General features: G+C 47.3%; 10 protein-coding genes. 7 read left to right on the plus strand and 3 right to left on the minus strand.

The annotated features are described in order from the left end of the window. The 5 genes from KDK13_RS15480 to KDK13_RS15500 form a co-directional block, all read left to right on the plus strand. On the plus strand, nt 1-223 hold a 223-nt coding region (locus KDK13_RS15480), incomplete at its 5' end, for a 2-oxo acid dehydrogenase subunit E2 (protein WP_257285877.1). A gap of 526 nt (nt 224-749) precedes the next feature. Continuing rightward, nucleotides 750-2,672, plus strand: coding sequence for a PrkA family serine protein kinase (locus KDK13_RS15485; protein ID WP_257285878.1), 1,923 nt, complete (start codon nt 750-752; stop codon nt 2,670-2,672). Nucleotides 2,673-2,742: 70 nt separating this feature from the next. Next, nucleotides 2,743-4,020 carry a YeaH/YhbH family protein gene (locus tag KDK13_RS15490; protein ID WP_257285879.1) on the plus strand — a complete coding sequence of 426 codons (1,278 nt, stop codon included), beginning with the start codon at nt 2,743-2,745 and terminating at the stop codon, nt 4,018-4,020. Then, nucleotides 4,017-5,519, plus strand: coding sequence for a SpoVR family protein (locus tag KDK13_RS15495; RefSeq protein WP_257285880.1), 1,503 nt, complete (start codon nt 4,017-4,019; stop codon nt 5,517-5,519). The genes KDK13_RS15490 and KDK13_RS15495 overlap by 4 nt, the downstream gene beginning before the upstream one ends. Before the next feature lie 309 nt (nt 5,520-5,828). Continuing rightward, nucleotides 5,829-6,269 (plus strand): H-NS family nucleoid-associated regulatory protein, encoded by a 441-nt coding sequence (locus KDK13_RS15500; RefSeq protein ID WP_257285881.1) that lies wholly within the window; start codon nt 5,829-5,831, stop codon nt 6,267-6,269. A 119-nt stretch (nt 6,270-6,388) separates the two neighbouring features. On the opposite strand, the gene phoR is transcribed toward KDK13_RS15500, so the two are convergent. The 3 genes from phoR to ubiA all read right to left on the minus strand — a co-directional run bounded on the left by phoR (nt 6,389) and on the right by ubiA (nt 9,685). Further along, a complete protein-coding gene (gene phoR, locus KDK13_RS15505) occupies nt 6,389-7,708 on the minus strand; it encodes a phosphate regulon sensor histidine kinase PhoR (protein WP_257285882.1) in 1,320 nt (439 codons plus the stop codon). A 126-nt stretch (nt 7,709-7,834) separates the two neighbouring features. Beyond that, nucleotides 7,835-8,524 (minus strand): phosphate regulon transcriptional regulator PhoB, encoded by a 690-nt coding sequence (gene phoB, locus KDK13_RS15510; protein WP_257285883.1) that lies wholly within the window; start codon nt 8,522-8,524, stop codon nt 7,835-7,837. A gap of 255 nt (nt 8,525-8,779) precedes the next feature. Continuing rightward, complete coding sequence (gene ubiA, locus KDK13_RS15515) at nt 8,780-9,685, minus strand: 4-hydroxybenzoate octaprenyltransferase (RefSeq protein ID WP_257285884.1); 906 nt, start codon at nt 9,683-9,685, stop codon at nt 8,780-8,782. 161 nt (nt 9,686-9,846) lie between these two features. Here ubiA and KDK13_RS15520 point away from each other — a divergent pair, with 161 nt between their 5' ends. Together KDK13_RS15520 and KDK13_RS15525 are read left to right on the plus strand one after the other, a co-directional pair. Beyond that, nucleotides 9,847-10,659, plus strand: a complete 813-nt coding sequence (locus KDK13_RS15520) for a DUF3050 domain-containing protein (protein WP_257285885.1) — start codon at nt 9,847-9,849, stop codon at nt 10,657-10,659. Between the two features lie 231 nt (nt 10,660-10,890). Beyond that, nucleotides 10,891-11,785, plus strand: an 895-nt coding sequence (locus KDK13_RS15525) for an ankyrin repeat domain-containing protein (RefSeq protein WP_257285886.1), incomplete at its 3' end; no start/stop codon positions are given.

Genomic DNA, 11,785 nt, shown 5'->3' on the forward strand with positions numbered 1-11,785 from the left:
TAATTTTGGCGTATTTGCCGGTAAATATGCCACGCCGGTGGTTGTGCCTCCAACCGTTTGTATTATCGGTGTTGGCAGGCTGAGAGAAGAAATAGTCAGCGTTGGTGGTAAGCCTGAGAGCCACCGTACCTTGCCTTTGTCACTGTCGTTTGATCATCGCGGGGCAACGGGTGGTGAAGCAACACGTTTCCTCCATGCAATGATTCAACAGTTGCAGAAGTAGTCAAAAATCCACATTATAAAATCTGGGGCAAGAAAAAAGCGCTATCGACCTGCTGTTAAAAAGGCAGGGATGTTTTGATAGTGCATTGCTTGTTCGGGCAGCTTTTCAAGAGGAGAAGTGCCAGGCCATCAGAAGTTGCGAGCGATGAAGGATAATATCTCTGCCATCATGCTGCAAGGAAGTCTGTTGTTATAAGGCTGTTGTTATAAGATAGCTGTAACAAAAAATGCATCAATGCAGGCCAGATTTTTTAGACTGAATTTTCGTATCCCGCTTTTGCCGGTCATGACACCGAGTTCTCTGGTTTGTCTGACAGGCATTTTATGTCACCTTTTTATAGCATTGTTGATCAGTATGAACTGCTTTCTGGCATTCAGAGCCGTTCGATAAAAGTTATAAAAAAAGTGGTCAAAGTTCTGACTCTGCCGATAGCAAACATGAGAAGGGTGGGCTTCCAGATTAGCTATCGGTCAAACGTTCCTGGTCACTGTTTCAGGACATCAAATAGACAAAGGCGGGTGAAGGCATGGACATCTTCAATACATATCAGCAGAGATTTCAATCAACCCAGCAGGAAGAGCTGACCATCGAAGAGTATCTGGCACTGTGCAGAAAGGATCCTTCTGCTTATGCCAATGCGTCTGAACGCATGCTGATGGCCATTGGTGAACCGGAGATGGTGGATACCTCAAGGGACCCAAGGCTCAGTCGTATATTTTCCAATAAACTGATCAAGCGTTATCCGGCATTCCGTGAATTTTATGGTATGGAAGAGGCGATTGAGCAGATCGTTTCCTACTTTATGCACGCTGCCCAGGGGCTGGAAGAGAAGAAACAGATACTTTACCTTCTCGGGCCAGTGGGTGGTGGTAAGTCTTCTCTGGCAGAAAAGCTGAAAGCGTTGATGGAGAAAGTCCCATTCTACGCGATAAAAGGTTCACCGGTTTTTGAGTCGCCTCTGAACCTGTTTAATCCTGATGAGGATGCCGACATTCTGGAAAAAGAATTTGGCATTCCCAACCGTTACCTGGGGGGCATTATGTCACCCTGGGCGGTGAAGCGGTTAAATGAGTTTGGCGGTGATATCACCAAATTCAAGGTGGTAAAACTGCATCCAAGTATTCTGAATCAAGTCGCTATTGCCAAGACCGAACCCGGCGATGAGAACAACCAGGATATATCCAGCCTGGTGGGCAAGGTGGATATACGACAGTTGGAAGAATACTCCCAGAATGACCCGGATGCCTACAGCTTCTCTGGCGCACTGTGCCGTGCCAATCAGGGCATGATGGAGTTTGTGGAAATGTTCAAGGCACCCATCAAGGTACTCCACCCGCTGCTGACCGCCACCCAGGAAGGTAACTACAACAGCACCGAAGGTATGGGTGCCATTCCTTACAACGGTATTATTCTTGCCCACTCCAATGAATCCGAGTGGCAGTCATTCCGGAATAATAAGACCAATGAAGCCTTTATTGACCGGGTGAATATCGTCAAGGTGCCTTACTGCACCCGGGTGACGGAAGAGATTCATATTTATGAAAAGCTGCTGGCTAATAGCTCACTCAAGGAATCCCCCTGTGCACCGGATACTTTGAAAATGCTGGCCAAGTTTACGGTACTTTCGCGCATCAAGGAGCCGGAAAATTCCAATGTTTATTCCAAGATGCGGATCTATGATGGCGAAAACCTGAAAGATACCGACCCCAATGCCAAGCCGCTGCAGGAGTACAAGGATTCAGCGGGTGTTGATGAAGGCATGGAGGGCTTGTCGACCCGTTTTGCTTTCAAGATTCTTTCCAAGGTATTCAACTTTGACCCTACGGAAATTGCCGCTAACCCGGTGCACATGCTCTACGTACTGGAACAGCAGATTGAGCAGCAGCAGTATCCGAAAGAGGTGCATGAGCGTTATCTGCGCTATGTGAAAGAGTTCCTGGCACCCAAATACATTGAGTCCCTGGGCAAAGAGATTCAGACCGCCTATCTTGAGTCTTACTCCGAGTATGGGCAGAACATTTTTGACCGATACATCACCTATGCTGACTTCTGGATTCAGGATCAGGAGTACCGTGACCCTGAAACCGGCGATATTCTCGACCGCTCGGCCATCAATGATGAGCTGGAGAAAATCGAGAAAGCGGCCAGTATCGCCAATCCAAAAGATTTCCGTAACGAAGTCGTTAATTTCGTGCTCAGGGCCAGGGCCAATCACAATGGCCAAAACCCGAGCTGGCTGAGCTACGAAAAAATGCGCACCGTGATTGAGAAGAAAATGTTCTCCAATACGGAAGACCTGCTTCCGGTGATTTCATTTAATGCCAAAGGCAGTCAGGAAGATCAGCGCAAGCATAATGAGTTTGTCAAGCGCATGGTAGAGAGAGGGTATACCGAGAAACAGGTCAGGTTGCTGGCCGAATGGTATATCCGGGTGCGCAAGTCGCAGTAACTGCCGCCCAGAGGCAGGGCGAATGGATTCTCGCCCTGTTTGTCATAAAGGGCACACAAGGAGCGTGTTCATGAGTATTATTATCGATCGACGGTTGAATGGAAAAAACAAAAGTACCGTCAATCGCCAGCGGTTTCTTGAGCGATATAAGAAGCACATCAAGAAAGCAGTGTCGGATGCTGTGAATAAACGCTCCATTACTGATGTGGTTTCTGGCAGCGAAGTCACCATTCCCCGAAAAGATCTTTCTGAACCGTTATTCCGCCACGGTCAGGGTGGGCGTTATAAGCAGGTTCATCCGGGCAACAAGGAGTTTGTCAGTGGTGATCGTATCAAGCGGCCATCGGGCGGCGGTGGCTCCGGAAGTGGTAAGGGCAAGGCTGGCAACAGCGGCGAAGGGATGGATGAATTCAGCTTCCAGATAAATCATGATGAGTTCCTGGAACATATGTTTGATAACCTTGAGCTGCCAAACCTGGTTCGCAAACAGCTGGAGGATATGACGGAATTCAAGATCCGCCAGGCAGGGTATACGACTGCAGGCTCTCCGGACCGCCTGAATGTGGTGCGCTCCCTGCGTTCAGCCCATGCCCGGCGTATTGCCTTATCCGGTGGTGATCGTCGGGAAATACGGGCGCTGAAAAAAGAGCTGCGGGAAATGGAAGTCAGCCCGGATGAAACGGATCAGCAACGAGTTTCTGAATTAAGGGAACGGATAAAAGAGCTGAATGGCAAGCTGAAAAGGCTACCATTTATTGATGACTTTGACCTGAAATACAACAACATGGTCAAGGTGCCTTCGCCCAGTAATAAGGCCGTGATGTTTTGTGTGATGGATGTGTCCGGATCCATGACTCAGGACATCAAAGACATGGCCAAGCGTTTCTTTATTCTGCTCTATCTTTTTTTGCAGCGTAATTATAAAGAGATCGAAGTGGTCTTTATCCGCCACCATACCGCTGCTAAAGAAGTGGATGAGGATGACTTTTTCTATTCCAGAGAAACCGGGGGAACCATTGTTTCCAGTGCCCTGGAAATGACCCGTGATGTGATCAATAAGCGTTACAGCCCCGCGGACTGGAATATTTATGTGGCCCAGGCATCGGACGGCGACAACTGGGAAGGTGACTCCAGTGTCTGCACCAAAATTCTCACCGAACAGATTATGCAAAAGGTTCAGTATTACTGTTATGTGGAAATCACCGACCGTGCCCACCAGAATTTATGGCGTGAGTACCAGAGCGTAGCGGAGAAGTTTAAAGATCACTTTGCCATGCAGCAGATTAAATCACCCAGTGATATTTACCCGGTTTTCCGCAAACTGTTTGAAAAAAAGGAAAATGCATGAGCAGCCAGTTGATTTCCAGTGGGCCTGAGTGGACGTTTGAACTGATTCAGGAATACGACAGGGAACTGGCCCGTCTTGCTGATCGCTTCCGCCTTGAAACCTACCCGAATCAAATTGAGATTATCAGCTCTGAACAGATGATGGATGCCTATGCCTCAACGGGTATGCCATTAATGTATAACCACTGGAGTTTTGGTAAACACTTTCTGCATACCCAGCAAAACTACCAAAGAGGTAGAATGGGGCTGGCCTATGAAATTGTGATCAACTCAAATCCCTGCATTGCCTATTTAATGGAAGAGAATACGATGACCATGCAGGCACTGGTGTTAGCCCATGCCAGCTATGGTCATAACTCATTCTTTAAAGGGAATTATCTATTTCAAACCTGGACCGATGCTGAGTCCATTATCGACTACCTGTTATTTGCTAAACATTATATTGCTGAATGTGAAGAGAAGTATGGCATTGAGGCGGTTGAAGAGATACTTGACGCCTGTCATGCATTAATGAATCAGGGAGTTAATCGATATAAACGGCCCCGGCCTTTATCCGCTGAGCAGGAACAGGCAAGGCAGGAAGAGAGGGCGGAGTATATCCAGAGAACTCTGAACGACATTTGGACCACCATTCCAAAGGTTGAGAAAGATGAGCAGGAACAGGAAGAGCGATTTCCTGAAGACCCGGAAGAAAACCTGCTCTATTTCCTGGAAAAGAATGCACCGCTACTGGAAACCTGGCAGCGGGAGTTATTGCGAATAGCCAGAAAAATTGCTCAATATTACTACCCTCAGAAGCAGACTCAGGTGATGAACGAGGGGTGGGCATGCTTCTGGCACTACCACCTTCTTCATGAGCTATACAACGAGGGCAAGGTGTCCGATGGTTTTATGCTGGAGTTTCTTCACTCTCATTCCAGTGTCATCTATCAGCCGCCTTTTGATAGCCCGCAATACAGTGGCATCAATCCATACACCCTTGGCTTCAATATGTTTATGGATATTCGTCGTATCTGTGAAAACCCTACCGATGAAGACCGGGAGTGGTTTGGGGATATAGCTGGAAGTGACTGGCTGGATACCGTTCACTTTGCCATGAAAAACTTTAAGGATGAAAGCTTTATCCTGCAGTTTCTGTCACCAAAAGTCATGCGGGATTTAAGACTTTTTTCAATTCTTGATGATGAGTCCCGATCTTATCTTGAAGTAGACAGTATCCACGATGAAACAGGGTATAAAGCGGTACGTGAGTCACTGGCAGCCCAGTATAATCTGGGGAATCGGGAACCAAACATTCAGGTTTATAATGTCAATGTCCGGGGTGACCGAATGCTGACGCTCCGTCACTATCAGCATCAAGGCCGACCATTGGGAAAAGAAACCGATGAGTTGTTGAAGCATATACACAGGATCTGGCAGTTTGATGTAGAGATTGAGTCGTTCGAAAATGGTGCGGTCACTCAAAGCTGGCAGTGCAGTGGGAACAAGAAGCAAAAATAAACGTCGATTGATAGCTGATGTTATTACGGTAGACATTAAGCAACTATCCATTAATTTTTGTCCTTTTGGGTTCCCATTCAACATGATCCATATCGGAGTTATACAACTTATTCCTTTTGATCAAAAAAACAACCTGCCTGATTCCGGATTAATAACCTGACACTCTTTACTATCAGCGATTCACATTATTTTTAAAATTTATATAATGGTACTTCCATCTAAAAAAATCTTGCTGTATAAAGTTCATCGAATTGGGCATCTTTATTCCTGAGTAGGAAGTTCTATCAAGACCAAGGAGTCGTAAAGTAAATGAATATTTTTGAAGAAGTTCTGCATCGTCTGAGCAGCAAAACCCGTATTCGCTCACTCTTTAAAGATGTACACGCTGAAGATCTGGAGCGTATCATTTCCCGTCTGCACGATGTGCTGAGCGAGAAGCAGGAAGCTCGTGCCAAAGACGAAGAAAAGCGTAAGAAGAAGCAAGAAAGCATTGAGGCCATCAAGCAGATTATGGCTGACCGTGGTGTTTCCATGAATGATCTGGGCCTGGGTAACCTGGAACTGGATGAGACGGTACAAAAGCGTCGCAGAAATATTCAAAAGTACACTTTTGAGTACGAGAACGAATCTGGTGAGCGTGTTAAGTGGGAAGGTGCCACTACTGGCCGTCTGCCACGTGATTTCCAGGCTTACCTGGAGCGTACTGGCAAGAAGCGTCTGGACTGCGCTCTGGAACAGATTGAAGAGTAAGTTCTATTTGCTCTGTATAAAAAAGGGTCTTGCAGACCCTTTTTTATTTTATGAGTTTCTTTTGGTAAATACGGCGTTAATATCACCATTTATCGGAAAGATCGTGTTCAATCGGCTTACTATACGTTGGCTTGTTTGATTCTCGATAAGGGAAAGTGACAAATAAACCGGCTGCCTTTTCCCGGATGGCTACTGATACTGATACGACCTTCATGCCTTAATAAGACATGTTTGACAATCGCCAGTCCAAGACCGGTGCCCCCGGTTGCGTGACTGCGGCTTTTATCCACCCGGTAAAAACGTTCAGTCAATCTTGGGATGTGAACAGGGTCAATGCCAACACCATTGTCCTGAACCATCAGGTGCCCACCTTCCTGATCCTGCCACCACTTCACCTGCACCTTTCCTCCCGACGGGGTATAGCGTATCGCGTTATAAACCAGGTTGGAAAAAGCACTGCGCAGCTCCATTGCATCACCCGTTAATGAGGCATTGTCTTCGCATTCCAGCTGTAACTGGTGCTGATTTTCGCCACTCAATGCCTTGGCGTCATTAACGATACCATTAAGCAGAGGTTTAAGCCTGACTGACTGGCTTATTCTTTCCGGTTCAGTCGCTTCAAGGCGTGAAAGTAACAAAAGATCCTCAATCAGCCGCTGCATTCTGGATGCCTGCTCCTGCATCTGGCCAAGGGCACGCATAAAGATGGGCGGTGTATCCGGATTCATTGCCATACCATCACTCATGGTCTCCAGATAACCGGAAATGACGGTTAATGGTGTTCTCAATTCATGGGAAACATTGGCAACAAAATCGGTTCGCATGGTTTCAAGTTGATGCAACCGGCTGACATCCCTGACCAATAGAAGACGATTACCCTGCCCATAAACGGTAATGGCTATTTGCAGCTGTCGGCTCTCGTGAACCGGTGAATCTATCTTGATTGGCTCTTTGCCATGGCTACTTTCCATATAGCTGGCAAATTTGGGATTTCTGACCAGGTTGGTCAGGGGCTGCCCCTGGTCATCGGGCATTTGCAGGCCCAGCAACTCTCCGGCTGCACGGTTCCACCACTCAAGGGAACCACTCTGGTCAGCCATGATGATTCCGTCGTTTAATGCCGCCGTTGACTCCTGCATTCGTTCTATCACGCTGGCAAGTCGCTGTTTTGAGCGGTTGTGTTTACGCTGTATTCTGTAAATACCATCAAAAATCTCACCCCATACGCCTGAGCTTTCGGGGGGATCCAGCTCTTTATGGGCAGCCCCATCAAGCCATATAAGCAATCGGTGAAGCTGGTGGTGGCTCCAGAAAAGATAGAATAACGTGGCAATAAAAAGTCCCAGGAAAATCTGGTCAGCCAGCCAGCCTGCAAGCAGCCCAATGGCCAGAATTGACACTATTCGACGAGTAAACAGGGATCGGATAGAGGTAGTCACAGGTAATTCCGGAGTGTGTTTAGCTTACGGTGATTGACCCTGACCATAATCCTGCGCTCATCAGACGATGAAGTGGAAATCGTCTCAGCCATTTTCATCATTCCCGGTATCTTCCTGAACAGCATTTTATGCTTTAGTGGAAAAACGGTAACCAGTGCCTCTCACGGTCTGAATGTAATTTTCATAGCCACTGCCCAGCGCTTTTCTCAGGCGGCGAATATGGACATCAACCGTTCTTTCTTCAACATACACATTGCCACCCCAGACCTGGTCAAGCAACTGTCCACGGGAATAGGCACGCTCCTGGTGAGTCAGGAAGAACTGCAGCAGCCGGTATTCCGTTGGCCCCATTTCGGCAGGGCTGCCATCAATACTGACCCGGTGGCTGACAGGATCGAGTTCCAGCCCTTTGACGACGATGGATGATGGTTCGTCCATGCCCTGAGTCCTGCGCAGTACCGCCTTGAGTCGGGCAGCCAGCTCACGGGGAGAGAAAGGCTTGGTGATGTAATCATCCGCACCGGTTTCCAGTCCCTGGATTTTATGATCTTCTTCCCCTTTGGCAGTTAACATAATGATCGGAATTTCTGCTGTCAGCTGGTCACGCTTAAGTCGCCTGGCCAGTTCGATACCGGAGATATCCGGCAGCATCCAGTCCAGAAGGATCAAATCGGGTCGGTTATCAACCACCAGTGAGTGTGCCTGTTTTGCATCAGCGGCTTCCAGGCACTGGTAGCCAGCCATTTCCAGGGCCATGGCAACCATTTCCCTGATGGGTGCTTCATCATCCACAATTAGAATGGTTTTGCCAGACATGAGAATACCCCAGGGTTGAATGAGTGCAGATTGCGTTGGCAATTATTTATCAATATCTCAGGTATTACAGCGAGGGAATGTTACAGAAAAATGACGCCGGGGAAAATTTGATGGAATCTCCCGGCTGCTGTTTGGCCGATATTGAAGTAAAGAGGGAAAAAACTGTTGGTGAAAGGAGGTGAAGATTGAGTACTTTCGGCTCGACCTTCCATCAAGCCTTCCACCAAATTATACAGTGTTTCGGTCGTTTAGTCGTCAAAGAGAACAGGCAAGACCAAGGAATATGGCTGCACCAACCCAATGATTGGAAAGAAAGGCTTTAAAGCAAGGGTCCCTTTCACGGTTGCGGGTTAACCATTGCTGGTGGGTAAAGCCAGCGGCGGCGGCAACCAGGCTTACATAGAATGGCCAGGCCAGTTCAAGCTGTAACCCCACCATCACCATGGCGATCAGGGTAAACGTCTGGAAACAGCCAATCATCAGATTATCCATTTCACCAAACAAAATAGCTGTGGACTTGATGCCGATCTGCAGATCATCATCCCTGTCCACCATGGCGTACTGGGTATCATAGGCGACAGTCCATAACAGGTTAGCGGTAAACAACAGCCATGTCTGAGTGGTCAACGTGTCGGCCTCGGCGGCAAATGCCATGGGGATGGACCAGCCAAAAGCGGCACCCAGTACCACTTGCGGCAGATAAGTGTGTCGCTTGGCAAAAGGGTAGGCTGAGGCGAGTAGCAGGGCGGCAAAGGATAGATAGATGGTCAGGGCATTGGTGGTCAATACCAGTAGAAAGGCCGCTAAAAACAGGCTGGTGGCGTATATCAGGGCTTCTTTCGGGGTTATCTTTCCGGTCACCAATGGGCGCTGCCGGGTTCGTTTTACATGACCATCAAAATGTCGGTCAGCATAATCATTAACCACACAGCCAGCGCTTCGGGTCAGAACCACCCCAAGAATGAAAACCACCAGATTATCAACAGAGGGTATGCCTTCGGCCGCAAGCCAGAGCGCCCAGAGCGTCGGCCATAGCAATAGATAAATGCCGATGGGGCGATCAAGGCGAGCCAGTTGAATAAAGTCTTTCCAGCGTGGCAGGTGCTGGTCCAGCAGCTCTGCACATTTATCAGCGCTTGTTATCGATTGTATAAATTTCATTTGCGCCCATAGATTTCTGTGTTTTGAAAATATAGACCGGGTCTTCCAGCCGACAAGGGTTGTGCCGATAAAAAAGATAAGCAGCCAGGCTGCCATACGTCCAATGTCTATTTTGTTATGTCGGCCTGCCAGAGCAAATTTGCTAACAGCAGGAGATTATCATGTTTGCAAAAGAGTTACGCCCTCTTCGGGAACAACTTTTCAACCACATCATTTACCAGAAAATCGACAGTGTGGAGAAGTTGTCGGTATTTATGGAAGCCCATGTCTTTGCTGTATGGGATTTTATGTCGCTGGCCAAAAGATTGCAGCTTGAGTTTACTTCCATGGCGCTGCCCTGGGTGCCGGTTGTGGATGCCCGGTCTGCCCGTTTCATCAATGAAATTATTCTCTATGAAGAGACGGATAAGGATCTTCATGGCACGCCCATGAGCCATCTGGAAATGTATCTTGCCGCCATGGGGGAAGTATCTGCAGACACCAGCAAAATCCAGCAGGTAATCTATGGTATCAAGACCGGTGTTCCCTGGCAGCAGGCCCTGGTGGTTGCTGAGGTACCCGAATACGTTCAGGCATTTGTTGCGGATACCATGAAGGTCGCCCAGTACGGTTCGTTACCGGAAGTGGCCAGTTATTTCCTTTTTGGACGTGAAGATGCCATTCCGCAGATGTTTTCTTCCCTGTTGAATCATTGGGAAATCCCCCCGGCGTCCGTTCCTGCCATGACCTACTACCTTGAGAGACATATTGAACTTGATGGGAATGAGCATGGCCCGGCAGCAGAGAACCTGCTGAAACAATGCATTAACGGGGACAAAACGGCAGAAACATCGGCAGTTGCCAGGGCAAAAGAGGCTATTTCAGCACGAATAAGATTTTGGGATGGTCTTGAGAAGCAGTTGGGTGAGGTCACCGCTGAACAGGCGCAGGGTTCTATTGATAAAGCAGACACTATACTTCCGGGTCTTATCTGAGACCCTGGTTTTTTCCAATTAAGAAGAAACTTTGGCTGATAATTACTGTCTGAAACTAAGAATGTGATGGTTCTTATGAAAGTTCTTGTCCGAAAATTCTGTACTCCAGACAAATTGAGACTTGCAGAATTATAATCAAGGTTGTTCAGATACCTTCTTCATCACATTACAAATGCCCGTGATCGGCACTGCCGGTCAGTATGTTTAATAATTACTGACGGAGCTTTTAAAATGCAGGTATCAAATACTGACCTTCAGCCACCGAATTATGGTAAAACGTTTGATGAAGCAAATTTAAATAAACAAGTTATCAGACATGCACGTTTTGCAGATTCCAGTGTTGCAACCACCAGTACTTTGCCACAAATCACTACGCCAGAAAGATATGCCCCAATATCTCCAGCTGATCGCATTGCTGGCGCATCCTGCCAGGTTATCAATCCAGATGACGCTGTTTCAATCACTGGCAGGAATGCCTCGGAGTCACTGAAGAGGTCGTTCAATAACGATCCGGGCTATGAATCGACACTGTGTAAATTGATGAAAAATGAGTCTTTCGCTATCCCTGCAGACAGCACCAATCAGGATGATTTTATAAAAACACTGGTGACGGCGATTACTGACATTGATACTTCCAACGCTAAAAGGTTGATATTCGAATACGGTGCCGCTGAACTTTCCAGGTATCGATGTTCGTTTTCCTCTAAAGATACAACGTACCCTGATATCACTCCTTTTGCTCTGGCATGCAGACTTGGCAAGTTGGATCTGGTCGAAGGGCTGTATGTCAATCAGGAACAATTAAACCAGACATTCGATAACTCAAGTGGGGGTGCTGGACGAACATCACTCATGTTAGCGGTCATGAGTGGGGATGTGGACGTGGTGGAGCAATTATTAAAGTGGGGAGCCAACCCTCAAATTCCTGATAAAGCTGGCCATGTGGTTGATATAATTAATGTATCTTTTAACCGGGGAGATACACGCAATAAAATCAGAAATTTATTAATAGAACATCGTGAAGAGTTGGGCTTGGAACCTTTTGAAGAACCCGCTATCCATTTTCTTAAAACTGAGTGCACTGATGAAGGTACTGGTCATTTAAATAAATATAATGTTTATTTAA

It is taken from the genome of Endozoicomonas sp. SESOKO1 (genome assembly GCF_024606265.1).
GTDB lineage: Bacteria > Pseudomonadota > Gammaproteobacteria > Pseudomonadales > Endozoicomonadaceae > Endozoicomonas.